This is a genomic window from Alkalibacterium sp. s-m-28 (genome assembly GCF_054658175.1).
This window is the reverse complement of sequence record NZ_BAAGIQ010000031.1, coordinates 1-24,041: the sequence shown is the minus strand read 5'-3', so window position 1 is coordinate 24,041 and position 24,041 is coordinate 1. Positions and strand designations below refer to the sequence as shown.

Below are 24,041 nucleotides of genomic sequence, written 5' to 3'. Positions count from 1 at the left end.
CAGGATAAAAGTAAAGTGGGTTCCCCAACACGTTTAAAGTTCTTGGGTTGTCTGATAACCACAGTGAATGGGGTCTGTCGTTACAGACCTTCGAAAGAAGCCAAAGCGAAATTCATGCGTACCTTGAAACGCTTGACTAAACGTAAACGAGCAGGGAAGTTTGATGAGATTGTCAAAGAAATAAACAGCAGAACAAGAGGCTGGATTAATTATTTCGGCACAGGCTTCATCAAATCATTCGTGAAGAAAGTGGAGCAATGGCTGCATCACCGTATCAGACAACTGATTTTAAAAAGATGGAAAAACCCGCGTACTAAGATTAGCAGATTAATGCGTTTAGGTCTAGATATGGACAGTGCTAAACGCATAGGCTACTCCAGAAAGAAGTACTGGAGATTATCAAAAACACCTGAGGTTCATTGGGTGCTTACAACGAAAAGACTCTACCGTTGGAACGTAGTTCCACTACGAGACCTGGCAGAGTCTGCTTACTTAAGATATTGAACCGCCGTATACGGAACCGTACGTACGGTGGTGTGAGAGGACGGTAAATAAATTAATTATTTACCTCCTACTCGATTGTTTGAACAGGTTCTGGATGATGAATTAGACAGATGAATAGACCATAAACTCATCTATGGTCTATTGCGTCTAAATGTAAAGTGGGGAATGTACCATAAACAAATATATGCACATTCACATCCACACTCTGAACCAAAATAAAGAAAAAATCTGATCAGTCAGATTTTTCCACTGGATAATTAACAAAACTTAATCGGAAGCCATCCGTCTGGCTACCGAATCGACGCCCTTCTGTGGCGATTACCCCTTGATTCAAGAGCTTAGTAAGAAACGAATCGGTCACTCCAGGTTCAGGATCTTTCAGGCGGCAATACAAATGAAATCCGCCTTTCGCTCGTGTGAAATTCACCTTATCCCCGTATGTTTCTCTTAGCCACTTCTCCATTGAAGCGCTGCGGGCTTTCAATTCACGAATAATCTTTTCCTGATACTGATTCATCTGATGACGTAAAAAGTGATCCGCCATAAACTGAGGAAGGAAACTCAAATCTGAATCGATTTGAGCGCGGATTGAAGACAAATTCTTCAATATAGCCTCAGGACCTACCATCCATCCGATTCGCAGGTGACGTCCGGCAAGTTTTGACAAGGTACCGAGGTAAATAACCTGCTGATTCTGATCCAGCATTTTAAGTGGACGGTTATCCAAATCAGGGTCAAAACTCAATGTGCCGTATGCGTCATCTTCTACTATAGGGATACGTTTCAACAGGCAGTAATCAAGAATCTCAGCTTTTCGTCGTGGAGACATGACGAGACCCGTCGGATTCTGAAAAATCGGGTTCAGAAAAACCATTTTTAAATGATACTTCAGTGAAGCTTCCTGAAGCCCTTTAACCGTCATGCCTTCTGCATCCATTTGAATGGGGACGATTCGAAGTCCCGCTGCCTGAAAGAGCCGGAGTGAATAGAAGTAGGAAGGAGCCTCGATTCCCACAGCGTCACCTGGTTTGAGCAGACCTTGAGTAATCAGGAAAAGAGCATTCTGTGTGCCTGAAGTGATCATGATTTCTTCTAAAGGAACGCTCATCTGATAGGATTTCTTCAGATACGTCTGGACGCTTTCCTTCAATGAATGTATCCCTGTATGAGAAGACGACTGTCTGATTTCCTGTTCGACCAGCTCACTCCAGTGGAGACTGGGAATCTCTAGATCAGGCAATAGATCTGGAGGCAGAACGCCTTTTGACAAATCGAGAACAGAGCCAGACCCATAAGCACGTCGACTGGCTGCGGCAGTTTCATAAGCAGTCGGTTTATACAAAATATCATTCTCAGGAGATACCCCCCAGTTGACAAGCGGCTTGGTCTGGAGATTCCATTTATCCGCATTGATAAATGTTCCACTGCCTTTTCTACGAACAAGGACACCTTGAGCAGTCAATTCCTCAAGAGCTCGTATGACGGTTGAGCGATTGACTCCCATGGATTCCGCCAGCTTCCGTTCAGAAGGCAGACGTTCCCCGGGCAGCAGCACACCTTCCTTCATCTTACGTTCAATCAGTTGCATGATGATCTGATACAAAGGCATATCGCCAGTCCTATCCAGTGCCCACATTTGAATCCCCCTTTACCTATTTAAAATAGTATAGCATAAATTGGATGGGTGAAATATAGTCCAATTGGATGTATTCATATGAAGCTAAAAAAAATATACTACTATCAATGGTAAAAAACCTATTGCATACAGGAGGACTTTAAATGAGCGAAAAAGTAGTTGGAACTGAACGAGTCAAACGTGGAATGGCAGAAATGCAGAAGGGCGGGGTGATCATGGATGTGGTCAACGCTGAGCAGGCAAAGATTGCGGAAGCGGCTGGTGCCGTAGCGGTCATGGCCTTGGAACGTGTACCTTCTGATATTCGAAAAGCAGGCGGAGTAGCCCGTATGGCTGATCCGACAATTATAGAAGAAGTCATGAACGCTGTCAGTATACCGGTCATGGCCAAAGCCCGAATTGGACATATCTCTGAAGCTAGAATCCTTGAAGCCATGGGTGTGGATTACATCGACGAAAGTGAAGTGCTGACACCGGCAGATGAAGAATTTCACTTGTTGAAGTCGGAATACGTCGTCCCGTTCGTCTGCGGCTGCCGTGATCTTGGAGAAGCCTTGAGACGAATCGGTGAAGGGGCATCCATGCTTCGAACAAAAGGAGAGCCGGGAACAGGGAACATCGTTGAAGCGGTTCGTCATATGCGTAAAGTGAACAGTCAGATTCATACCCTACAGACAAAGTCCGATGACGAACTGATGACCTTTGCCAGAGACCTTGGTGCACCATATGACCTGGTTAAAGAAGTCAAGGAATTAGGGAAACTGCCAGTTGTCAACTTTGCGGCTGGAGGTGTCGCTACACCAGCAGATGCGGCGCTTATGATGAGCCTTGGTGCTGACGGCGTGTTTGTGGGATCTGGAATCTTTAAGTCTGAATCTCCAGAAAAATTCGCCCGTGCGATTGTTCGAGCAACAACAAATTATGAAGACTACACACTGCTGGCTGAACTGTCTAAAGACTTGGGTGAAGCTATGACGGGTATTGAGATCGGCCACTTAGCTGAATCAGAACGCATGCAGGAACGCGGGTGGTAGGCATGAAAAAAACCATTGGGGTCCTGAATCTCCAAGGAGCCGTACGCGAGCACATTCGAGCGCTGGAAAATATTGGGGTCAAACCTGTTTCAGTAAAGAAAGAGGAAGATTTTGACATAATCGATGGACTGATCATACCGGGAGGCGAGTCGACAGCTATCGGCCGTCTGATTCGAGAGCATCATCTGGAAAAGAGACTTAGAACCTTTCATCAGGATGGACAAGCCATATTCGGGACTTGTGCCGGGCTGATTCTCTGCAGTACGGATGACAGTCACCCGACGCAGGATCTTCGTCTGGGCTTCATAAACATAGAAGTTGAACGCAACGGCTTTGGTAGACAAGTAGCCAGTTTTGAAACAAAGCTGAACTTCAAAGGGATCGATCAGCCGGTTGAAGCGGTCTTCATCCGTGCTCCTTATATTCAGGAAGTCGGAGAAGGCGTCACTATCCTGGCAGAAGTGGACGGAAGAATTGTCGCTGCCGAACAGAACAATGTGCTGGTGACGGCCCATCATCCTGAACTCACTGATGACTTTGCTGTACTTGAATACTTTATGAAAAAAGTAAGCTGAGAAATCGAGCTTGAAATTAAATCTGCCCGAATACTTCGTTCAAGTAACGAGGTGTTTAGGCAGATTTTTGCTTGTCATCCTGATTCCTGTCATAGTATATACAAACCTTTAAGGAGATGTGAGACATGACAGAAGCAAAAGAAAAAGCACTGAAAATTTTGGACAAGAATGAAGTAGGCGTTTTAGCTACTGTATCAGGAAACAAGCCTGTGGCACGCTATATGGACTTTAAAAGTGATGATTTTGTATTGTATCCCGTTACGGATAAGCGTACTGAAAAAGTAGAAGATATTGAAGCGAACAATCATGCTTTCGTACTTATCGGCTACGAAGAGGGCGTATTCGACAAGGATTACCTTGAAATAGAAGCAACCGTTTCTCTGACTCAGGATCAGGACCTTATTGACCGAGTATGGAATGACTATATGGATGATACATATAAGGAGAAAGACGATCCGAACATCCTGGTTCTTAAACTGGCGCCACAAAAAGTAACGCTGAAGTTGAAAAAAGATGATAAGAGCGTACCAGTCGACTTTTAATTGAATAATATAATGATGACGGACCTCCGGGTATCCGTCATTTTTTTGTAAGAAATATGTTTCACGAGAGCTAGTGGGAGCAATACAGGGAAATTTTTTAATTGATAGGACTGACTTGACAGGAAGACTTTCATCAAAGAACAGTAACAGCGAAGAATCTATTGTGGTATAGTTAAGACAATCATGATGGACAATTGGAGGAGTGGCTATGCTTCATTTTCAAAATGGAAATCTCACGGTATTCAAAAGTACATTATTTCAAACGACCACAGTCATCATAGAAACAGAACAGTCGATAATCATGACCGACCCGAACTGGCTCCCTGAAGAAGTGAAGGAAATTAGAGCCTATATCGATGAGCGCCTAGGCGATAGAAAACTGTACATCATTTATACTCATAGTGATTATGATCATCTGATAGGTGCCGGCGCATTTCCTGACGCGTTCGTCATCGCCTCGCGAGCTTTTCATCATAATAAACGAAAAGACCAGATCGTTGATGAAATGAAGGCATTTGACCGAATGTACTATATCGAAAGAGAGTATGACCATAGCTACCCAACAGTCGACCGTCTGATAACGACAGACAATGATATGTTGAAACTGGGTGAGGTGACGCTTAAATTTTATCTTGCCCCAGGCCACACGGAAGATGGATTGTTTACGATAGTTGAACCCTACTGTTTCTTTTTATCAGGAGACTATCTTTCTGATGTTGAGTTTCCATTCATCTATAGTAGCTACAAAGATTATAAGCGGACAGTTAAGAAAGCACGATCAATCCTGGAAAATTATACCATCAGCTACCATGTGCCCGGACATGGAAATGTGACAGATTCTAAAGAAGAAGTCATGGACCGGCTGAACTTTTCAGATTACTACTTAACCCAGTTAACGACTGATTTTGAGAACCTGGAAGATGAGTGCAGAGCTCGTTATCCATTTTTTGAAGGGATGAAAGAGAGTCATCAGAAAAATTATGACTTAGCTGCTTCTAAACTGAAGAATAAAAAACGATAAGAGGAAGTCGGACACTAGGAATGGCAGTGTCCGACTTTTTTTACTAGCAGTTAGTTTTTTACAACATCTGCAATGTGACCATCAATGAGTCTAATCAGATCATCGGGATCAAGTTCAACTGATACTCCAACTTTTCCGGCACTGAAAATAATCGTATCGAACTGTTCTGCAGAGGAGTGAAGGACGGTTTTGAAAGTTTTTTTCATTCCGATGGGGGAGCATCCCCCATGTACATAGCCAGTCAGAGGCAGAAGTTCCTTCTCCTTGATCATGCTGATGCTTTTTTCATCGACAGATCGTGCTGCTTTTTTCAAATCCAGTTCTTCATTGACTGGAATGACAAAGACATAGACTTCATTAGATTTTCCTCGAGTAACTAGTGTCTTGAACTGCTGGTCAGGATTATTGCCCATTTTTCTTGCAACGTCTGTTCCACTGGAGACATCTGAGCCGAAGTAGTGGTGTTCCTTGTAATCAATGTTCTGCTGTTCCAATTGTCTGATGACATTTGTTTTGACTTGTTTACTCATGTGAGATCCTGCCTTTCTTTAAATAGATCGACTGTCCTGCTTATTAAATATCTGTAAGCGTGGTACGATTATCTCTCAATTATAAAAGAATGACAAGAACCCTTTTCAAAGGCTGGCTATAGAAGAGCAGGAAAAAAGCACGCAGTCTGCTTCAGCACAGAATAGACGTGCTAATAGCAGAAAGGTGCTTTAAAAAAAATAACTTCATTATAAAGACAAACTCAGGATACCCACTTCCTGTAGTCTAGAGCTTACTCTTCCTCTTCAGTCTCTGTCCCATCGCCTGAATCAGTATCGGTGTCTGTTTCGCCATCTGTCCCATCATTGCCATCGATGTCAATATCGACGTCCAGATCGGTATCATCGCCACCGTCTTCAGTCTGTTCTTCTGTCTGATCACCAGTATCCGTGTCAGTAGGGGTTCCTCCATCTCCCATGAAGAACATGACGACGATTACTCCTACGATGATGACAAGAGCTATGAGAAACAGGGCAAAGAGACCGGTGCGTCGATTCTCTTCATGTCTATGCGGATCGTTATTTCTATCTGCCAACTATACCACTCCTTTTGTTTAATATAGTTAGAGTATCATAATCATGCAGTTAGCTGTAATAATATGTTCCAAGAAAAAAACCAGCTAAGATAATCCTTAGCTGGCGGTATACTCGTTTTCGTTACGGGAGGTTTTTATCTTTCTCAGATGACAGGGTAAAGTTACGCTACGTTATGTTCTACTTCTACAGCTGCTCGTTCAAGCAGTGGTGGAATTCTTGGGACAGTTAATGGTGATACAATAAAGGTTAAAGCCATGAAACCAGCTAAGACTAATGCGAAAGCTTTTCTATGTTTTTTCATGAAAATCCTCCTTGTTTTAACGACAATTTATTATTGATTTCCGTCAGCGCCAGCTGAGAGAATGATAAAAGTTTTTTGTTGTTTTGTAGTCTGAAAATGCTGGAAGAGAGTTCAAAGCACTCTTTTGAATCCTCTAAGTTGCCTAGCTTATAAAAGATGTGTCCTTTCGTATGGTGAAAATCCCCTAACGAATATAGACAATTATTCTGAACTAACATATCAATACCTTCAGATACATAGGAAAGAGCTTCCTTGCTATTGTCCAATTGTTCCAAAGCTAAAGCATAATTCAAAGTTATTTTAGCGCGTATTTCAATGCTGACCGAATCATTTAAAATATCGATTCCACTTTTATATGATTGTCTTGCTTTTTCAAAATCGTCTCTTTTATAATAAATGATTCCACGAGCATTGTAAACTTCAACTGCAAGTTCTGTTTCAACATCATCAAGATATATACCATTCAGTATTTCAAGAGAGCGATCTCCACGATTATATAATTGGTATTCCAGTAATGCTTCAATCATAGCAAAAAACACCTTATCGTTAACATCACGCGAGCTATTTATCAGTAACTTGTGGTGGTCAAGCAAAAGCTCTATTGTTTTGTAGTCTCTGTTTAAAGAGTACTGCCTGATATTCTTCTTAACATCATGAAGCTCATTCTTTTTACTGTTGTCATGCTCTGCCTTGATCAGTTCGTTTTCTTCAAGACCCAGCCTTTGTTCGAGCTTATCAAGAATGGCTTTTTTCGGCACAATATCTCCTTTTTCCACACGGCTGATCAGAGCCTGTGCACAGATATCTTTTGCCAATTGCTGTTGAGTCAAACCAAGTTCTTTTCGCTTGATTTTTATGATTTCTCCTAATTTCATTTTCATCCCACGCTTTCTATATATGGAAGTATAAGTTATTGGAAGCCGTTTAGCAATCAAAAATATTAAATATTATTAAAAAGATTTATTCTTAATAAAAATGCAATAATTTGACAATAAAAAATAGACACGGTATAATTGCTTCGAATTCGAAATAAATTGCTCAAAGTCATAAGAGCCTTTATAGCAGAAAGCGCTTGAGCAAGCTCTTAATGAGAAATTCGAGTTTAAATAATATTTCACAAACAATGTAAAATAATACAGGAGGAGATTTAAAATGAAAGAATTAACAGGCATTCATCATGTTACAGCAATTACCAGCAGTGCGGAGAAGATTTATGACTTTTTTACGCATGTTTTAGGACTTAGACTGGTTAAGAAGACAGTCAATCAGGATGACATTCAAACCTACCATCTCTTTTTTGCAGACGACAAGGGAAGTGCAGGAACAGATATGACTTTCTTCGACTTTCCTAATATTCCTAAAGGTGTCCACGGAAATGATGAAATCTCAAGAACGTCATTTAGAGTGCCGACAGATGAGTCGCTCACATACTGGGTTAAACGATTTGAGAGACTAAGCATTGATAATGATGGAATACAGGAACAGTTCGGGAAAAAAGTACTGAGATTTACAGACTTCGATGATCAGCAGTATCAGCTTATTTCAGATGAATCAAATGAAGGGGTGGAGTCTGGAACGCCATGGCAGAAGGGACCGATTCCTCTGGAACACGCCATTACAGGGTTAGGACCGATCTTTCTGACTTATGCTGACTTCGATTATATTAAAGCTGTCCTTGAACAAGTATACAATATGAGAGAGATTGAACAAGAAGAGACATGTCATCTGTTCGAAATGGGCGAAGGTGGAAATGGAGCTCAAGTTATAGTCGATGTTCAGGAAAACTTGCCGGTGCACAGAGAAGGATTCGGAACGGTTCATCACGTGGCCTTCAGAGTAGATGATAAAAAAGCAATCGAAGACTGGATCGCTCACTATCAGCAGTTCCAGCTTCCTAATTCAGGATTTGTCGACCGTTTCTTCTTCCAGTCCCTGTATGCAAGAGTAACGAGAGGGATTTTGATCGAACTGGCTACAGATGGACCAGGATTCATGGGCGACGAACCTTATGAAACATTAGGAGAAAAACTGTCGCTTCCTCCATTCCTAGAGAATAGCAGAGAATCGATCGAAAGTCAGGTCAGACACTTCGATACAGTAAGAAGCACAAAGACATATGAAAAAGAATAACAGTTAAACAATAAACAGCAGAAAACCAGAGCTTTGAAAGCTCTGGTTTTCTGCTGTTTAATATGAGTAAAACAAGGCTATCCTCTATACCCATGAGGATGATTTTTATCGGTATGCTGCTTACCAGTTCAGAATGCCGATGATCAGCACTACGAGTATGGCAATTGGCGCAATGAACTTCACTGTGAAGATAAAGAGCTCTGACCATACAGTTCCGCTTGTATCTGTATGAGTTAGGATATCCTCTTTCTTCCAGGTCCAGCCCACAAATAGTACTGAAATCAGAGCACTCAATGGAAGGAGGAGGTTTCCGGTGAAGCTATCAATGAAGTCCAGGAAACTGTCTCCCATAATTGTTATTTCCATAGCTCCCTGGCTTAATGAACTCAATACACCCAGTAAAGAAATAACGAGCCCAACAATCAAAGTGACTGCTTTACGGGACATATTTAATCGGCGCATAAAGTAAGATACGGATACTTCAAGCAGCGAGATAGCTGATGTTAGCGCGGCTAATGACAATAGGATAAAGAATACGAGGCCGACAATCGTTCCAATGCCACCTAAGGCTTCGAAAATATTCGGGAGAACGATAAACACAAGTCCTGCTCCTTCAGCCGGATCAAGTCCGAAAGCAAATAATGCTGGGAAGATGATTAGTCCAGAAATAATTGCAAATAAAGTGTCCATTACGATGACAATCGCAGCAGCAGAAGTCAGACGCACATCGGGATTCAAGTAACTGCCGTATGTCAGCATAATGCCCATTCCCAGGCTTAATGTAAAGAATGCCTGTCCCATGGCAGCGAGATAGATATTAGGGTCAGCGAATGCGCTCCATTCTGGTCGGAACATGAAGTTCAGGGCTTCTGCAGTTCCACCGAGAGTCAGACTATATGCAGCCAGTATGATGACTAGCACACTCAAGGTAGGCATCATCCATTTACTGGATAATTCGATCCCTTTCTGAATCCCAAAAAAGACTATCCCGATAGTCAGAGCCATGAATATGAACTGCCAGACTATAGGGGATACAGTGCTGCCTATAAAGCCTAAGAAGAATTCAGAAGAATCTCCAGTAATGCCTCCAGTCAGATACTCGAAGGTGTATCGCAGTGACCAGCCTCCGATTACGCCATAAAATGACAGAATCAGAAAGGCTGCTAGCACACCCAGTCCTCCAGCTATAAACCAGGGTGATTTTGGAGCAAGCTTCTTGAACGCTTGAACGGCATCAGCCTGTGAGCGGCGTCCGATAGAGAATTCAATCAGCATGACAGGAAATCCGAGGAGCAGGACGCTTAATAAATAAATAATCAGAAATGCTGAACCTCCGCCTTCTCCCATAGCGTATGAAAATCGCCAGATATTTCCCAAACCTACTGCAGAACCCATAGAAGCTAAAATAAAGCCCCAGCGGGATCCCCATTGCTCTCTTTTTTGTTCCATTATAATAAACACTCCTTTTCTTTATGTAATGCACAATATTAAAGTAGTATACATTATAAATGAGTATATTTGAATGATTTTCTAATCTTTTGCTCATTTATAAAAAAACTTAAAACAAACCTCCTTTTGAATGCGTTTTACAAAGTGAGTGTACCGCTTTATATTAAGCGGTACAAGAGCAAATTTCAGAATGTAAATGATGGAAAATAGTGATTAAATACACAAAGTGAAATCAGAACATAAAAAGGAAGCGTTTGCATATAGAAAATAATGATTGAGGTATAAAAACTTTTGATACTATAAAGAGTCATTATTTTCAGAAATCTAGTAATTAAAGGGAACTACAATAAAATGAGAATAGTCTGAGTATAGATAGAATTTATAGCACTATAGGTTTTAAGTATTTGCAGTTAAATGAATATAAGGTAAACTTAAATTAAGCGTTTACATAAAATAGGGGGATTATTTATGCATACTGTAGCAGTTGCCGGGGGCTCGAGATCGGAGATCAAAGAGCTGGTCCAACTGAGTCTTGAAGATTGGGGAGACCAGGTAAAATTTATTGTATTTGATACTGAAGATAATATTGATTCAGATGACCTGTGGGAGTACCGGGGGTATTCATCCGAAGAAGAAATGGTTAGAGAAGCCGTCAGGAGCGTCGCTTCCGGAGAATCAGGTATTCTGCTTAAAGGTGGGATAAAAACGCATACCCTTTTGAAAGAAGTTCTCAAAAAAGAATATAAGCTTAAGAAGCAGGACCTTCTGTCGCACGTCGCTTTAGTTAATCTGCAGGCGCTCGATCGGCATATTCTACTGACGGATGCCGGGATGAATATTACTCCCGATGATGATCAGCTTGAACAGATCATAAATAATGCCATACAAGTCGGCCAGTCTATTGGTCTGAAGAAACCCAAAGTGGCTCTGATAAGTTCTGCTGAAAACGTCAATCCTAAGATGCCTTCATCACTGACGGCTGACCGGTTGACGAAGCGGTTTAAAGACCATGAAGAAGCGACGGTATACGGGCCCATATCACTGGATCTGTCTCTTTCTGAAGCAGCAGTCACAAGCAAGCGATTCACTGGTCCAGTAGCCGGAGATGCGGATATCTTAGTCGTTCCTAATATAGATGTCGGAAATGTCCTGTACAAAACGCTTCTTCTATTTGGCGATGCAACGATTGGTGGAACGATCGTAGGAACAAACGTACCGATCGTTCTGACCTCAAGAAGCGATAAGGTCAGAAGTAAATTATATGCCTTGCGGTTTGCCTTGATGCAGGCCGAGAGTAATCAGTAAGTCATTAGCAGGAGGATTTAAATGAAAGAGTATATACTAGCAATCAATCCAGGTTCCACATCTACCAAGGTATCATTGTTCAATGAAAAGGAAGAAGTAGCAACAAGGACCATCAGGCACAGCACAGAAGAAATTGGTCAGTTTGACGGCGTCATGCAGCAGAAAGCCTTTCGAATGGAGCTGATTCTTTCATTTCTGTTAGAAGAGGGGTTCGCGGTAGAGACATTAAGGGCTGTAGTAGGAAGAGGCGGTCTTCTTAAGCCCATACCCGGCGGTACTTATTTAGTAGAGAAAGACATGCTTAAAGACCTTGAAGAAGAGAAATATAATACACATGCTTCTAATTTAGGAGCTGTACTGGCTTATGAAATCGCAGAATTGGCAGGAGTCGAAGCCTACATTGTTGATCCTGTCGTTGTGGATGAACTGAACGATGTCGCCAGAATTTCAGGTCTGAAAGGGATCGATCGGAGAAGTGTTGTACACGCCTTAAACCAGAAAGCGGTTGCGAGAAGGGTTTTAAGAGAAAAGGGAAAGACCTATGAAGCAAGCAGGTTGATCGTGGCCCATATGGGTGGAGGTTCAAGTATTGCCGCACACGATCAGGGGCAGATGATCGATGTAGTCAACGGACTGGATGGGGAAGGCCCCTTCACTCCCGAACGAACTGGCGGACTGCCCCTCTATGACTTTGCCAAGATGATTCTGGAAGAAAATCTGAATCTGGATGACGTTAAAAAACGACTAGCAGGAAAAGGTGGCATGTATTCGTACTTAAAAGAAATCGATCTGAGACATGTTGTTGAGCGCATCGATAATGGCGATGAAGAAGCAAGACTCATTTTGGAAGCGATGACCTACCAGCTAGCGAAAGCCATTGCCGAAATGGCAGCTGTTCTCAAAGGCAGGGTGGACCTTATTATTCTGACTGGAGGCATCGCCTATGCTAAGCTTGTAGTAGAACAAATCAGCGAGCGGGTAGATTGGATCGCACCTGTGACCGTTCATCCCGGCGAAATGGAAATGGAAGCCTTGTTTGAAGGCGTGATGCGTGTATTAAATAATGAAGAACAGGCGAAACACTATTAAGGAAATGTGAGGAGAACGTTATGGCGATTGAAACAGAATTACTGATTCTTGGCGGAGGCACCGGTGGATACGTTGCAGCTATCCGGGCAGCCCAGCAAGGCTTGGATGTTGTCCTGGTTGAAAAAGATAAGCTCGGTGGCACGTGCCTGCACCGCGGCTGTATCCCGTCCAAAGCTCTGCTGAAAAGTGCAGAAGTTATGGATACCTTTAACATGGCAGATGAATTCGGTATTGAGATTGGGGAGACAGCAAAAGTCAATTACTCGAAAGTGACTAAACGAAAAGAGGCCATCGTTGATCAGCTGTATCAAGGGGTTCAAGGTCTGGTTAAGAAAAATAAGATAAAAGTCGTTCAAGGTAAAGGAGCAGTACTCGGTCCATCTATTTTCTCTCCGGTATCCGGTGCGGTGGCTGTTACCTTTGATGATCCTGACAAAGAAGAAGAGATCTACGTTCCTAAGAAACTGATTATTGCGACAGGCTCCGTTCCTAACTCTCTGCCGCACCTGCCTCTTGATGAAGAAATGATTCTGTCTTCAGATGGGATGCTGAGGCTTCAAGAACTGCCTGAGCGTATGGCGATCGTTGGTGGAGGGGTCATAGGAGTTGAATGGGCTTCCCTGCTTCACAGTCTAGGTGTTGAGATCACGATCTTTGAAGCACTGGACCGCCTGGTAATCAATGAGAGTAAGCAAGTATCCAAGGCCCTGCAAAAGCAGTTTGAAAAACGGGGAATCGATGTCAAAGTCGGTCAGCTTGTAGAACAGGCTGAGATAGAAAACGGAAAAGTGTCTCTCTCAATTAAAGGAGAAGACGATCCACTTGTGGTGGATAAAGTCATGGTTGCAATTGGACGTAAACCTGTGGTGGAAGGCATCGGCCTTCAGAACACTTCAGTCAAATATGATGCAAAAGGCATTCAAGTCAATGGCCATTACCAGACTTCCGAGAGCCATATTTATGCTATCGGCGACTGCATCGACACCCTTCAGCTGGCTCATGTGGCTATGAAAGAAGGAGAGCTGGCGGTGGACCACATTTGCCATGATACTAGTGAGCCGATCAATTATGTCAACGTACCAAGATGCACCTATACGTCTCCGGAAATAGCCAGCGTTGGCTATACTAAAGAGACTCTTCCAGAAGGGAAGAAAGTGAAGACAGGAACCTTCCAGTTCAATTCGAACGGGAAAGCACTGATCGGAGGTAAAACGGACGGCTTTGTAGAAGTAATCAAAGATGAAGAAACGGATGATTTAATTGGAGTATCCATCATCGGTCCCCATGCAACGGATCTGATTTCTGAAGTAAGTACAGCTATCTATATGGATGCCAGCCCAATTGAAATCGGCGAGGCGATCCATCCTCATCCGACCTTATCTGAAGCCATTCAGGAAGCCGCTCTGGATGTATACAAATTAGCGATTCATAAATAAGAAAGTGAGTGAAGAAGCGATGAAAAAACTGGAAGAATCTGGTTTAACAAAACAAGAAATCATTCAAGCCTACAGACATATTCTTATGGGGCGCCGGCTCGATGAACGCTTATGGCAGCTGACACGAATTGGGAAGACCTCCTTCAATATCTCCGGTCAGGGACATGAAGTGGGACAGGTAGCGATGGCGATGGCATTCCAGCCTGAAAAGGATTATTTCCTCCCTTATTACCGTGATATGACTGCGTGTATGGTCTGGGGGATGACAGCTAAAGACATTATGCTTGGATCGCTCGGTAAAGAAGATGATCCTTCGTCTCACGGCCGGCAGATGCCGAACCATTACGGCTCTAAAGAGCATAATATTGTGTCCCATTCATCAACGGTTAGTACACAGTTCCCGCTCGCTACAGGAGTGGCTTATGGGGCACAGCTGAAAAAACAGGACTATGTCACGTTGACCGCTACCGGTGAAGGATCTGCGAACCAGGGCGAAGTGCAGGAAGCGATGAACTTTGCAGGAGTTAAGAAACTGCCGCTGATATTCGTCATTGAAAATAATGGCTATGCTATCTCCGTAGGCACGGATGAACAGTATGCCAATGAAACGATGGCAGAACGTGGACCTGCTTATGGATTCCCGGGAAAAAGAGTTAACGGCAATGACTTTGTCGAAACCTATCTGGCATTCAAAGAAGTTGTAGAGCGTGCGCGCAGTGGAAAGGGGCCGGCGCTTATCGAACTGATGGTATCACGGCTAACCTCTCACTCTGCTGACGATGACCACACCGTCTACCGTTCCAAAGAAGATATTGAAAATTTGAAGAAAAACGATGGGCTTCTGTTCTTTGAAAAGCAGCTGATCGATGAAGGGTATCTGACCCGTGAAGAAATGACAGACATTGATACTGAGCTGAAAAAAGAGATCAATAAAGCGACAGACGAGGCAGAAGAGATGCCGGAACCGACGGCTGACACTATTCTTGACCACGTTTATGCAGAAAAATAGATTCTGAAAGGACGGAAGAAGCCTATGGCAATGATGACGTATTTAGAAGCCATTCGAAAAGGAATAGAAGAAGAAATGGCACGTGATGAAAATGTAGTGATCTTCGGCGAGGACGTCGGAGGAGTAAAAGGTGGTGTGTTCGGAGTCACAAAAGGACTGGCTGAACAGTTCGGAGATCACCGTTGTTTTAATACACCGCTGACAGAAGGTGAGATTGGTGGACTGGCAGTAGGACTCGGACTCGTCGGCTACCGGGCGATCGGAGAATTCCAGTTTGCCGACTATATCCTGCCTGCCGTCAATCAATTGATATCGGAAGCGTCACGCATGCGTTACCGTACGAAAGGAGATTGGACAGCACCCATTGTCTACCGTGCACCTTATGGAGGTGGAGTAAGAGGGGGGCTGTATCACTCTCAATCTACAGAAAAGGTCCTCTTCGGTCAGCCCGGACTGCGTATCGTTACCCCGTCTTCTCCACATGACGCCAAAGGACTGATCAAAGCGGCAATCCGCTCTGACGACCCTGTTTTGTTTTACGAGCATAAACGGTTGTATCGCCTACTTAAAGAAGATGTATCCGATGACGATTATGTCGTACCTCTTGACAAGGCAAATGTCGTACGCGAAGGCGACGATATTACGGTCATCGGCTATGGCATGGTTCTGAATCATGCCTTGAAAGCAGCTGAGACGCTGAGCAAAGAGGGATACGAAGCAGAAGTTGTCGATGTGCGTTCCTTGTATCCACTGGATAAGGAGACGCTGGTCAAAGCAGCGAAAAAAACAGGTAAAGTCCTACTGGTTACAGAAGACAACCTGGAAGGCAGCATCATGAGCGAAATATCAGCGATTATTGCTGAAGAAGCGCTTTTCGATCTGGATGCACCGATCAAGAGACTTGCCGGGCCGGATTCTCCAAGCATGCCGTACGCTATTGCATTGGAACGCGAATTCCTGGTTAACGAAGAAAAAGTGACGAATGCTATGCGAGAACTGGCAGAGTTTTAAGGAGGATCAGTTGATGAGTATTGAAATTATTGAAATGCCTCACCTAGGTGAGAGTGTAACCGAAGCCTCCATAGCTGCATGGCTGGTTTCAGAAGGAGATCGGATCGAAAAATACGACCCGATTGCAGAAGCAGTGTCCGACAAGGTGACAACAGAGATCCCTTCCAATTATTCCGGAATAGTCAAAGAATTTCTGATAGACATAGACACGGATGTTGAAATAGGAACACCAATGGTGAAAATTCAGACAGATGAAGAAGGAGAGGATGAGGGAGAGAATTCAGACAGCTCGGAAGCAGGAATTGAAACAGGTGAGGAGTTCACTGACCACATCAACGAGGAAATCGTCAAGGAAGCGGAAAGGGAACCGATGGAGCGGCAGACGACGAGTGATGAGAAGCAGTCGACTCCAAAGGATACCCAAAAAGTTCCCGACAGTTCGACCCGCTATTCTCCGGCAGTTGTTCGTATTTCACAGGAGCGCGGCATCAATCTGTCCCAAGTTGAAGGTACAGGAAAACATGGGCGAATCACTCGAAAAGATGTGCTGGCATTCGATGTAGACAGTCAGAAACCTGCTGCACAACAGTCTTCTGATAAGAAAGAGAATCGTTCAGAGGAATCATCTCCAGTTGAAGCAGAATCGACGCGTCCTCAAAAAGCAGCACCGGCAGCTTCACTTCTGCCAAATGGCGGCGAAGTGGTTCCCGCTGATGGCATACGCAAAGCCATTGCCCGGAAAATGGTTCAAAGTTCAACTGAGATCCCGCATGCCTGGCTGATGGTCGAAGCAGATGTGACCAATATCGTTAAACTGAGAGAACAGACAAAAGCTACATTCAAAGAGCATGAAGGCGTGTCACTGTCCTACTTCCCGTTCTTTGTAAAAGCAGTCGTTCAGGCACTTAAGAAGCACCCAGTTATTAATACCTCGTGGGACAATGGAAATATTGTCTATCATAAAGACATCAGTATTTCGGTTGCGGTCGCTACTGACGAGCATTTGTTTGTTCCTGTTATCCATCAGGCTGATCGCTACTCACTGAATGGCTTGTCCAAAGAAGTCAGTCGCCTGGCAGGACTCGCCCGGCAAGGCAAGTTGACCACGTCAGATATGCAAGGTGGAACGATGACCGTCAACAACACTGGAAGTTTCGGATCAGTCCAGTCGATGGGAATCATTAATCATCCTCAAGCTGCGATCCTGCAGGTGGAAAGCATCAATAAGCGATTTGTTCCTACTGAAGAAGGCGGCTTTAAAGCAGCAGATATGGTCAATCTATGTCTGTCAATCGACCATCGGATCATTGATGGGCTGCAGGCTGGACGTTTCCTTCAGACTGTAAAAGAAAACCTCGGCCGATTCTCTGATGAATCCGATTTGTATTGAATAAAAAAATCCCCCTCGAGGTGAGAGGGACGTACGATGGGTTAAGGGAGTCAGTTCTTCTTAATCTCAGCAATGAGTTCTTCGATCGCTTTAGTCGGAGCTTTGCCTTTCTTTAAGGCGATACCGATTGAAAAATAATCATTCTTATCTTTTAGAGGAATCCATTTCAATCCATCGAGAGATCCGATCGAGCGATACTCAATAGGCAGCAGACAGATCGAATCAAGCGTCTGCAGGCTGTATAAAAGAACCTGCAAGTCATCATGGTACATGACAATATCCGGTTCGAATCCGAGGTGACGGCTGCGCTCCAGTAGCATCTGACCAAGCATGAAATTCTCGTTCAGTGTAGAAAAACGCTGATTTTTCAAGTCTATAAAGGTCAGTTCTTCGGCATCAGCCAAGGGATTCGTTTCAGGCATAACGACATGGACACTGTACCCTTTTGTCGATGTATTCAGAGCTTCGATGGAAATGGCGTTAGACTGGGTATTCGGAAATGATACGAGGCCAATATCCAGCTCGTCATTCGCCAGCATAGTCTGTATTTTACGTGACCCGTTTTGAGTAATGATCAGATCGACATTCTGATGTGTAGCGATGAAGCTTGATATCTGTTCCATATACTGTACGGCAAAAAGGATAGTCAGGCCTAGCCTGATAGTTTCTTTTATATCCGTTTTCATATGCTGGATTTTATGTACCAGATCGTCAAAGTCGTTCACTATCTGCGTACCTTTCTTGTACAGCAGTTTTCCGGACCGGGTCAGATTGAACGATTTGTCATGAGGGTTGAACAGATGGGTATTCAGCTCGGATTCAAGCTTTTTAATCGTAAAAGATAAAGTCGGCTGCGTCACAAACAGATTTCGGGCAGCTTGAGACAAGTTTTTAGTGTTGGCGATCTCTATAAAATATTTTAACTGTTTAATATCCATCGGATCCATCCTTATTATTAATATGCTCGTCTGTTCATTATACATGACTTGAGTAAGCGGCAGCATAAAATGAGTCAGTTATTACCTACTTTTAACGGAATCATATCTAGTCAAATTTAAAAACGGAAAGGAAGTAGACAAATGGATATTTTTAAAGCACTGGAAGAATATGACTACGAACAACTGATTTTTATGAATGACAAAGAGACGGGCCTGAAAGCCATCACCTGTATTCACGATACGACATTAGGCCCTGGCCTTGGCGGGACGCGGTACTGGACATATGACAAAGAGGAAGAAGCGATTCTGGATGCCATGCGTTTGGCTAAGGGAATGACCTACAAAAATGCTGCAAGTGGACTGCCCATAGGCGGAGCGAAAACGGTAATTTTAAAGAATCCAGATAAAGAAGTAAACAAAGAGGCAATGTTCAGAGCATTCGGACGATTTGTCGAAGGGTTGAACGGCCGTTACATAACTGCGGCGGACGTCGGCACAACTGAAATCGAGATGGATTATATTTATCAGGAAACGAACTATGTTGCAGGAACTGGACTCAAACCGGGAACGTCAGGCAATCCTTCTCCTTCAACTGCTCATGGTGTTTACGTGGGGATGAAAGCCGCTGCTAACAAAGCGTTCGGCTCCCCGTCGCTGGAAGGCAGACGGATCCTGATTGAGGGAGTCGGTAAAGTCGGATATATTCTGGCCGAGAAAGCTATAGCAGAAGGGGCTCATGTCATAGCTGCTGATCTGTTTGAGGAGCCAAGAAATCGGGCACGTGATTTAGGATGCCAGATCGTTGCTTCCGATGACCTGTTTTCAGTCCAGGCCGACATTTATGCACCTTGTGCTCTAGGAGCAACCGTCAATGATGACAGTCTGGAAAAAATTAAAGCCGCGGGCATCAAAGTCATTGCAGGCGCCGCCAATAATCAGCTCGAAAAAGCTCGGCACGGAGATAAACTTGAAGAAATGGGACTTATCTATGCTCCGGACTACATCATTAATTCAGGTGGAGTCATTCAAGTGGCAGACGAGTTCAACGGGGGCTACAACGAAGCGCGTGCACGTATGTCCATCGACAGAGTGTACGATCAGATTGAAAAAGTATTTGCCATCGCAGAACGTGACGGCATTCCTTCTTACAAAGCGGCGGATATCCTGGCAGAAGAACGTATTGCTGCAGTTAGAGGCACTCGAAGTATATTTAATCAGCATACAAAATCGATTCTGAACCGTTAAAAATATAAGTTAGGAAAGATTACAATAAACCGCATGATGCGTCAGATCTTCATTCAGGCAGTTAAGTCTGTTTTGAAGGTGGACAGATCATGTGGTTTTTACTATATGAGTATTTTCGGATCCAAGGACTGATCTCATATAATTTAGGTAATAATATAAGAAGCAAAGGTGTTATCAGATGGATTTTAATACAATTGAATAGTCCAATTCTGAGAAAGAGATGATCTATGCTATAATAGACAAAAAATTAGGGATAGGGTGGCTCAAGGCAATGCATTCACGATTACTTGAAAAATACGGTGTCATAACTAAAGTAGCCGGATCTGATTATAATTTCAGGTATCAGACCGCAGGAAGCAAAGTGGCTGACGATATGAACAGGCTTTTAAATGAAATAGATTCCGACAGACCGGATGAGATTTATACCGGTCAACAGGTCCATAGTGCAAATGTCACCTATGCAGATGGATCAAACGGCGATTCATTTGTCTTCGGCAAGACATTCAAGGAAACAGACGGTCTGCTGACAGACAAAAAAAGAGTCGGCTTGCTTATCAAGTATGCGGACTGTACACCGGTTATTCTTTATGATCCTGTGCATGAAATACTGGTCAATGTCCATTCGGGTTGGCGGGGGACGACTCAGCGCATCACCACTAAAGCGATAGAGAAGATGATCAGTAAGTATAATACGGATCCTAAAACGTTGATTGCTTACGTCGGACCATCAATCGACCAAGATAATTATGAAGTGGGGCCGGATGTATATGAAGCATTTGCCGGATTTGCCGAAAGGGATCAGTTTTTCAGGAAGACAGGGGCTAAATATAAGATGAGCATGACGGATGCGAATCTGTCGATATTGAAAGAAGCGGGAATCAAAAATGAAAATATAGAAGTAGAGCGGGCCTCTACATTCACAGATAAACGGTTGCATTCAGCTAGAGGAGAAGGGGTCAGCTATCAGCTGAACGGACTTTTTGCCATGATGAGCTGATCGATAAAAAATAACGCTGCCGATTGCTTGAAGCAGAAAAATCAGGGTATTCTCTTCCTGACTCTCTGCTGACCAATCGGCAGCGTTTTATAATGAGTCCAGTCCATTGATTAAAGCGGGCAGAACAGGATCCATATAGTCTTCTGGTGCTTCAGCCTGTGAAGACTCACAGTAATCCTTGGTCATTCCCAGTAACGCATGGGTCAGCATTCTAGCCAGCTTAAGATGAACCGAAGATTCTATCCCAGGTTTATGGAGAGCCAGATGTGAAGATAGAATATCGATTAGATGAGAATGGATCACCAGATCGATCATTTCAGACTCCTCCGATCCATCCGAATACGAATCGAGTGTTTTTTCGAATCGAATCAGCGAGATAAAAAGTTCTCTAAGTGTATCTTCAGTCGACAAATGCTCTTTGATATCAGGACGACTGCTGCAGCCAAGGTTTGACCGCAAGGCTTCACTGACGACTTGCTCAAGCAAGTCATATTTATCTAGAAAATGATTATAAAAGGTGGCCCGATTGATCCGTGCTTCTGTAGTGATATCTTTAACGGTAATAGAGGAAAATGGCTTTTTTCCTGAAAGAAGGACAAAAGCATCGATAATCTGTGTTCTTGAACGTATCACACGAGGATCTTTTTTTACTTGCACTGTACTTGTCTGCCTTTCTACTGGAATGCTAAACAGACGGATATGTCTGTTATCTAAACAACACATCTACTATACTGTTGGTTTATTTCCAAGTCAAGCTGTCATATAATAAGCAATGCAGCTGACTTACGAATAGTTAGCATTTAAAAGGAGGAGTTAATTTATGGTAAAGATAGGAATTATAACGGGTAGTACACGAGATACACGTGTCAATAATCAGGTGGCTGAGTATGTACTTGAAAAAGCGAAAGAGGTACAGGATGCAGAGTTTGAAATCGTCGATATCAAAGACTACGATTTGCCGATGTTCAACGAGGCCCTTCCGCCATTAATGGCAAACAAGCAGTATGGCAAAGAAGGCAATCAGAAATGGTCTGAGAAAATCGACTCACTCGACGGGTTTATTTTCATCACACCTGAATATAACAAGTCGATCACTCCATCATTGAAAAATGCAATTGACTACCTTGCTTCCGAGTGGGGGAATAAAGCGGCAGGAATCGTTGGTTACGGGTCGACCTTAGGGGTAGCGGCGACTATCAGTCTACGTACGATTCTATCTAATGCCAACGTGGCTACAGTAGGACCTACCGGTGGATTCAGTCTCTTCACTGACTTTGAAGACATGACAACATTCCGTCCCTCAGAAGTACACAACCCGACAATCAAATCTGTAATCGATACAACTGTTTCATGGAGTCGTGGACTGAAAACAATCAGAGGATAATAAATACACTAAAGAAGATAAAGGAAGAGTCGCTGACCAGGTCAGCGACTCTTTTTTGATAAAGTTGTCGAAAAAACTGGACTTACTGGTCCATAATTTATAAACCCATTAATAGATAGGAGAAAAAGAGGCGGATGCCTCTTTTCAAATAGAAATCTTTTGACCTTTAGAAATGATTAAGAACCGAATGCCTCATAAAGTAGAGATATGGGGTATTCGCATCCAGAATAAAAGAACGAATGCCTCATAAGATAGAAATATGAGGTATTCACAACTAAAAATTAAGATGAATGCCTCATAAAACAGAGATTTGAGGCATTCGCCAACTATATGGATGAGGTCAAAGAGGCGGAAGCCTCTTTTCCGATCGAAAGTGAGGCATATAGAAGACTCGAATGTGCCATAAATGGATATATGGACTGTTCATTTCGAAAAAAGGTGGTCGAATGTGTCATAAATAACTATATGGTGTATTCACGGAATGAAAACAGGTGCGACTGGTTCATAAACAGATATATGAACCATTCATCTTTAAAAAATGAGACTTGACCAGAATCGATCAGAATAACGTCTACCGGAAAATCAGGCCAGTTGTCTTACTCTCTCCAGAATACAGCCTACTGTATAGTAAAGCTGGTTTACTTCAGCGATGTGGACTGATACACTAACTGAAAGAACAAGGAGTGCCGCAACCATAACTAGGAGAACGATCACTCAGTAAAAGGAGTCGGAATATGAGAAATAGAGTGAATAAATGGCTGATCGCCGGTCTGTTCATCAGCCTGATCATGATAATCATCGGTTATTTCCTGTGGGCGATTGATGTTCCTGTGGATGTGCTTGCGGGACTTACTGCAGAAGAAGTGAACCAGATGCAGCAGGAACTGGCTTTAAACTATTCAGCTGGATTTTTTCTGTTGAATCTGGGCTTTGTCATTTTTACAGGAACATTGATGGCATTAGTTATCAGAAAACTTTTGGATATATTTACTGACAGGTAAAAGTGTATTTTACATTCTCCTTACAAAAGGTTATTTGCATTCGATTCCATTTGAATTAAATGAAAGATGATATACACTAGAGGTATCTCAAACAGAAGGAGTGAAGTGAATGGAACAGCAAGTGTACACCACCTATTGGCAGAATCGGCTGAGTAATGTAAAAAAAGAACACGGGAGTTACGAAAACGAGGAAGAGGCAATTAAGGGAATCAAAGCCTGGTGGGAACTTCATAAAGAAGCCTACCCGCATGCTGAGTACAAACGGACCAATTCAGGCGCTCTGGAAATTATTTATAATGATGATAATCACTTTTATCGCATTGAGAAACGCAGCATAGAAGGAAAGTTACCCAGTCGGAAATATAAACTACGAAAACCAGGAGAGGTGGAAGCTCTGCGTTCCAAACACAGCCTCCACGAGGAAGCCTATCTTTTTGAAGAACTGGCAGAACCGTATCAGGACAGGTTAGTACAGGCTATGGCTGACTCTATGAAACTCAGAAATTACGTATATGATTCAGAAGGCAGACCGATCAAAAAGTTAAATGAAAAATAATCGTATTCACTAAAGCCTCCCTTCCCATGGTGGGTTTGATGAAGGAAGCAGGAGTAGATGTCACGTACAAGAAATATGGAGGACCGGAGATGAACACCTCCAGCACATTTTTCACTGCAATATGAACCTTGAAGAAGCGAAAAATTGTAATCGTGAGGAAACAGAGTTCTTCAAGAAGCATTTAAACAGATAAAGAACCGGACAAATTCCGTTATGGACTTTGTCCGGTTCTTTTACGTTTTTTTAGAACGTCCTGCTCTATTATCTATTTATCATCATTTGACAGAAGACTCCCACCTCTAAGCGAAGCGTAGGTGGGAGATGAATGCCTATTGAGCGAAGCTCAAAACAGCCCTTCTGATTTTAATGCTTTTCGCAACAGTTCAAGTACACTGGCTGTAAA

General features: G+C 43.1%; 25 protein-coding genes. 17 read left to right on the top strand and 8 right to left on the bottom strand.

What is annotated here, in order from left to right:
- The coding region (locus ACYQ4S_RS05945) for a group II intron maturase-specific domain-containing protein (protein WP_459770014.1) at nucleotides 1-504 on the top strand (504 nt) is incomplete at its 5' end.
- Between the two features lie 232 nt (nucleotides 505-736).
- On the opposite strand, the gene ACYQ4S_RS05940 is transcribed toward ACYQ4S_RS05945, so the two are convergent.
- Complete coding sequence (locus ACYQ4S_RS05940) at nucleotides 737-2,140, bottom strand: aminotransferase-like domain-containing protein (RefSeq protein WP_459770012.1); 1,404 nt, start codon at nucleotides 2,138-2,140, stop codon at nucleotides 737-739.
- A 143-nt stretch (nucleotides 2,141-2,283) separates the two neighbouring features.
- Here ACYQ4S_RS05940 and pdxS point away from each other — a divergent pair, with 143 nt between their 5' ends.
- The 4 genes from pdxS to ACYQ4S_RS05920 all read left to right on the top strand — a co-directional run bounded on the left by pdxS (nucleotide 2,284) and on the right by ACYQ4S_RS05920 (nucleotide 5,312).
- Nucleotides 2,284-3,174, top strand: coding sequence for a pyridoxal 5'-phosphate synthase lyase subunit PdxS (pdxS, locus tag ACYQ4S_RS05935; RefSeq protein WP_459770010.1), 891 nt, complete (start codon nucleotides 2,284-2,286; stop codon nucleotides 3,172-3,174).
- Between the two features lie 2 nt (nucleotides 3,175-3,176).
- Complete coding sequence (pdxT, locus tag ACYQ4S_RS05930) at nucleotides 3,177-3,749, top strand: pyridoxal 5'-phosphate synthase glutaminase subunit PdxT (protein ID WP_459770008.1); 573 nt, start codon at nucleotides 3,177-3,179, stop codon at nucleotides 3,747-3,749.
- A 125-nt stretch (nucleotides 3,750-3,874) separates the two neighbouring features.
- Nucleotides 3,875-4,291: a pyridoxamine 5'-phosphate oxidase family protein gene (locus ACYQ4S_RS05925; protein WP_459770006.1), complete on the top strand. Its 417-nt coding sequence runs from the start codon at nucleotides 3,875-3,877 to the stop codon at nucleotides 4,289-4,291.
- Between the two features lie 208 nt (nucleotides 4,292-4,499).
- Complete coding sequence (locus ACYQ4S_RS05920; protein WP_346025393.1) at nucleotides 4,500-5,312, top strand: MBL fold metallo-hydrolase; 813 nt, start codon at nucleotides 4,500-4,502, stop codon at nucleotides 5,310-5,312.
- 50 nt (nucleotides 5,313-5,362) lie between these two features.
- On the opposite strand, the gene ybaK is transcribed toward ACYQ4S_RS05920, so the two are convergent.
- From ybaK to ACYQ4S_RS05900, 4 genes are all read right to left on the bottom strand, one after another.
- Nucleotides 5,363-5,842: a Cys-tRNA(Pro) deacylase gene (gene ybaK / locus ACYQ4S_RS05915; protein ID WP_459770004.1), complete on the bottom strand. Its 480-nt coding sequence runs from the start codon at nucleotides 5,840-5,842 to the stop codon at nucleotides 5,363-5,365.
- 251 nt (nucleotides 5,843-6,093) lie between these two features.
- Nucleotides 6,094-6,396, bottom strand: coding sequence for a hypothetical protein (locus ACYQ4S_RS05910; RefSeq protein WP_459770002.1), 303 nt, complete (start codon nucleotides 6,394-6,396; stop codon nucleotides 6,094-6,096).
- Nucleotides 6,397-6,557: 161 nt separating this feature from the next.
- The gene (locus ACYQ4S_RS05905; protein WP_346025399.1) at nucleotides 6,558-6,698 is read right to left on the bottom strand and encodes a hypothetical protein; all 141 of its coding nucleotides are present in this window, start codon (nucleotides 6,696-6,698) and stop codon (nucleotides 6,558-6,560) included.
- A complete protein-coding gene (locus tag ACYQ4S_RS05900) occupies nucleotides 6,695-7,579 on the bottom strand; it encodes a helix-turn-helix domain-containing protein (RefSeq protein ID WP_459770000.1) in 885 nt (294 codons plus the stop codon). The genes ACYQ4S_RS05905 and ACYQ4S_RS05900 overlap by 4 nt, the downstream gene beginning before the upstream one ends.
- Before the next feature lie 271 nt (nucleotides 7,580-7,850).
- On the opposite strand from ACYQ4S_RS05900, the gene ACYQ4S_RS05895 reads away from it, so the two are divergent.
- A complete protein-coding gene (locus ACYQ4S_RS05895) occupies nucleotides 7,851-8,828 on the top strand; it encodes a ring-cleaving dioxygenase (RefSeq protein ID WP_459769998.1) in 978 nt (325 codons plus the stop codon).
- A gap of 120 nt (nucleotides 8,829-8,948) precedes the next feature.
- Here the strand turns inward: ACYQ4S_RS05895 and ACYQ4S_RS05890 are convergent, their stop codons facing one another.
- Entirely contained in the window at nucleotides 8,949-10,277 is a 1,329-nt protein-coding gene (locus ACYQ4S_RS05890) for a sodium-dependent transporter (RefSeq protein WP_459769996.1), read from the bottom strand.
- A 468-nt stretch (nucleotides 10,278-10,745) separates the two neighbouring features.
- On the opposite strand from ACYQ4S_RS05890, the gene ACYQ4S_RS05885 reads away from it, so the two are divergent.
- From ACYQ4S_RS05885 to ACYQ4S_RS05860, 6 genes are read left to right on the top strand one after another with little or no spacing between them, the layout of a single operon-like run.
- Nucleotides 10,746-11,582 carry a phosphate acyltransferase gene (locus tag ACYQ4S_RS05885; RefSeq protein ID WP_459769994.1) on the top strand — a complete coding sequence of 279 codons (837 nt, stop codon included), beginning with the start codon at nucleotides 10,746-10,748 and terminating at the stop codon, nucleotides 11,580-11,582.
- A 21-nt stretch (nucleotides 11,583-11,603) separates the two neighbouring features.
- A complete protein-coding gene (gene buk, locus ACYQ4S_RS05880; protein WP_459769992.1) occupies nucleotides 11,604-12,671 on the top strand; it encodes a butyrate kinase in 1,068 nt (355 codons plus the stop codon).
- 20 nt (nucleotides 12,672-12,691) lie between these two features.
- A complete protein-coding gene (gene lpdA / locus ACYQ4S_RS05875; protein ID WP_459769990.1) occupies nucleotides 12,692-14,107 on the top strand; it encodes a dihydrolipoyl dehydrogenase in 1,416 nt (471 codons plus the stop codon).
- A 19-nt stretch (nucleotides 14,108-14,126) separates the two neighbouring features.
- Nucleotides 14,127-15,116 carry a thiamine pyrophosphate-dependent dehydrogenase E1 component subunit alpha gene (locus tag ACYQ4S_RS05870; protein ID WP_091265835.1) on the top strand — a complete coding sequence of 330 codons (990 nt, stop codon included), beginning with the start codon at nucleotides 14,127-14,129 and terminating at the stop codon, nucleotides 15,114-15,116.
- 24 nt (nucleotides 15,117-15,140) lie between these two features.
- Nucleotides 15,141-16,127, top strand: a complete 987-nt coding sequence (locus ACYQ4S_RS05865) for an alpha-ketoacid dehydrogenase subunit beta (protein WP_346025606.1) — start codon at nucleotides 15,141-15,143, stop codon at nucleotides 16,125-16,127.
- Nucleotides 16,128-16,140: 13 nt separating this feature from the next.
- On the top strand, nucleotides 16,141-17,517 hold the full coding sequence (locus tag ACYQ4S_RS05860) for a dihydrolipoamide acetyltransferase family protein (RefSeq protein ID WP_459769988.1): 1,377 nt from the start codon (nucleotides 16,141-16,143) through the stop codon (nucleotides 17,515-17,517).
- A gap of 50 nt (nucleotides 17,518-17,567) precedes the next feature.
- Here the strand turns inward: ACYQ4S_RS05860 and ACYQ4S_RS05855 are convergent, their stop codons facing one another.
- The gene (locus tag ACYQ4S_RS05855) at nucleotides 17,568-18,455 is read right to left on the bottom strand and encodes a LysR family transcriptional regulator (protein WP_459769987.1); all 888 of its coding nucleotides are present in this window, start codon (nucleotides 18,453-18,455) and stop codon (nucleotides 17,568-17,570) included.
- A gap of 141 nt (nucleotides 18,456-18,596) precedes the next feature.
- Here ACYQ4S_RS05855 and ACYQ4S_RS05850 point away from each other — a divergent pair, with 141 nt between their 5' ends.
- Nucleotides 18,597-19,700 carry a Glu/Leu/Phe/Val family dehydrogenase gene (locus ACYQ4S_RS05850; protein WP_459769985.1) on the top strand — a complete coding sequence of 368 codons (1,104 nt, stop codon included), beginning with the start codon at nucleotides 18,597-18,599 and terminating at the stop codon, nucleotides 19,698-19,700.
- Nucleotides 19,701-19,971: 271 nt separating this feature from the next.
- Complete coding sequence (gene pgeF / locus ACYQ4S_RS05845) at nucleotides 19,972-20,697, top strand: peptidoglycan editing factor PgeF (protein ID WP_459769983.1); 726 nt, start codon at nucleotides 19,972-19,974, stop codon at nucleotides 20,695-20,697.
- A gap of 87 nt (nucleotides 20,698-20,784) precedes the next feature.
- On the opposite strand, the gene ACYQ4S_RS05840 is transcribed toward pgeF, so the two are convergent.
- A complete protein-coding gene (locus tag ACYQ4S_RS05840; RefSeq protein WP_459769981.1) occupies nucleotides 20,785-21,354 on the bottom strand; it encodes a TetR/AcrR family transcriptional regulator in 570 nt (189 codons plus the stop codon).
- A 163-nt stretch (nucleotides 21,355-21,517) separates the two neighbouring features.
- Here ACYQ4S_RS05840 and ACYQ4S_RS05835 point away from each other — a divergent pair, with 163 nt between their 5' ends.
- From ACYQ4S_RS05835 to ACYQ4S_RS05825, 3 genes are all read left to right on the top strand, one after another.
- Nucleotides 21,518-22,081, top strand: coding sequence for an NADPH-dependent FMN reductase (locus tag ACYQ4S_RS05835; protein WP_459769980.1), 564 nt, complete (start codon nucleotides 21,518-21,520; stop codon nucleotides 22,079-22,081).
- Nucleotides 22,082-22,815: 734 nt separating this feature from the next.
- Nucleotides 22,816-23,082 carry a hypothetical protein gene (locus ACYQ4S_RS05830; RefSeq protein WP_346024714.1) on the top strand — a complete coding sequence of 89 codons (267 nt, stop codon included), beginning with the start codon at nucleotides 22,816-22,818 and terminating at the stop codon, nucleotides 23,080-23,082.
- 109 nt (nucleotides 23,083-23,191) lie between these two features.
- Nucleotides 23,192-23,638: a hypothetical protein gene (locus ACYQ4S_RS05825; protein WP_346024715.1), complete on the top strand. Its 447-nt coding sequence runs from the start codon at nucleotides 23,192-23,194 to the stop codon at nucleotides 23,636-23,638.
- The last annotated feature ends 403 nt before the right edge of the window (nucleotides 23,639-24,041 follow it).

What these genes read in the sequence shown, in the direction of transcription:
- ACYQ4S_RS05825 (WP_346024715.1), top strand. Translation starts at nt 23,192, where the DNA reads ATGGAACAGCAAGTGTACACCACCTATTGGCAGAATCGGCTGAGTAAT.
- ACYQ4S_RS05925 (WP_459770006.1), top strand. Translation starts at nt 3,875, where the DNA reads ATGACAGAAGCAAAAGAAAAAGCACTGAAAATTTTGGACAAGAATGAA.
- pdxT (WP_459770008.1), top strand. Translation starts at nt 3,177, where the DNA reads ATGAAAAAAACCATTGGGGTCCTGAATCTCCAAGGAGCCGTACGCGAG.
- ACYQ4S_RS05920 (WP_346025393.1), top strand. Translation starts at nt 4,500, where the DNA reads ATGCTTCATTTTCAAAATGGAAATCTCACGGTATTCAAAAGTACATTA.
- ACYQ4S_RS05835 (WP_459769980.1), top strand. Translation starts at nt 21,518, where the DNA reads ATGGTAAAGATAGGAATTATAACGGGTAGTACACGAGATACACGTGTC.
- ybaK (WP_459770004.1), bottom strand. Translation starts at nt 5,842, where the DNA reads ATGAGTAAACAAGTCAAAACAAATGTCATCAGACAATTGGAACAGCAG.
- ACYQ4S_RS05900 (WP_459770000.1), bottom strand. Translation starts at nt 7,579, where the DNA reads ATGAAAATGAAATTAGGAGAAATCATAAAAATCAAGCGAAAAGAACTT.
- buk (WP_459769992.1), top strand. Translation starts at nt 11,604, where the DNA reads ATGAAAGAGTATATACTAGCAATCAATCCAGGTTCCACATCTACCAAG.
- ACYQ4S_RS05860 (WP_459769988.1), top strand. Translation starts at nt 16,141, where the DNA reads ATGAGTATTGAAATTATTGAAATGCCTCACCTAGGTGAGAGTGTAACC.
- ACYQ4S_RS05885 (WP_459769994.1), top strand. Translation starts at nt 10,746, where the DNA reads ATGCATACTGTAGCAGTTGCCGGGGGCTCGAGATCGGAGATCAAAGAG.
- ACYQ4S_RS05940 (WP_459770012.1), bottom strand. Translation starts at nt 2,140, where the DNA reads ATGTGGGCACTGGATAGGACTGGCGATATGCCTTTGTATCAGATCATC.
- ACYQ4S_RS05905 (WP_346025399.1), bottom strand. Translation starts at nt 6,698, where the DNA reads ATGAAAAAACATAGAAAAGCTTTCGCATTAGTCTTAGCTGGTTTCATG.
- ACYQ4S_RS05870 (WP_091265835.1), top strand. Translation starts at nt 14,127, where the DNA reads ATGAAAAAACTGGAAGAATCTGGTTTAACAAAACAAGAAATCATTCAA.
- pgeF (WP_459769983.1), top strand. Translation starts at nt 19,972, where the DNA reads ATGCATTCACGATTACTTGAAAAATACGGTGTCATAACTAAAGTAGCC.
- ACYQ4S_RS05850 (WP_459769985.1), top strand. Translation starts at nt 18,597, where the DNA reads ATGGATATTTTTAAAGCACTGGAAGAATATGACTACGAACAACTGATT.
- ACYQ4S_RS05830 (WP_346024714.1), top strand. Translation starts at nt 22,816, where the DNA reads ATGAGAAATAGAGTGAATAAATGGCTGATCGCCGGTCTGTTCATCAGC.
- ACYQ4S_RS05865 (WP_346025606.1), top strand. Translation starts at nt 15,141, where the DNA reads ATGGCAATGATGACGTATTTAGAAGCCATTCGAAAAGGAATAGAAGAA.
- ACYQ4S_RS05855 (WP_459769987.1), bottom strand. Translation starts at nt 18,455, where the DNA reads ATGGATATTAAACAGTTAAAATATTTTATAGAGATCGCCAACACTAAA.
- ACYQ4S_RS05890 (WP_459769996.1), bottom strand. Translation starts at nt 10,277, where the DNA reads ATGGAACAAAAAAGAGAGCAATGGGGATCCCGCTGGGGCTTTATTTTA.
- lpdA (WP_459769990.1), top strand. Translation starts at nt 12,692, where the DNA reads ATGGCGATTGAAACAGAATTACTGATTCTTGGCGGAGGCACCGGTGGA.
- pdxS (WP_459770010.1), top strand. Translation starts at nt 2,284, where the DNA reads ATGAGCGAAAAAGTAGTTGGAACTGAACGAGTCAAACGTGGAATGGCA.
- ACYQ4S_RS05895 (WP_459769998.1), top strand. Translation starts at nt 7,851, where the DNA reads ATGAAAGAATTAACAGGCATTCATCATGTTACAGCAATTACCAGCAGT.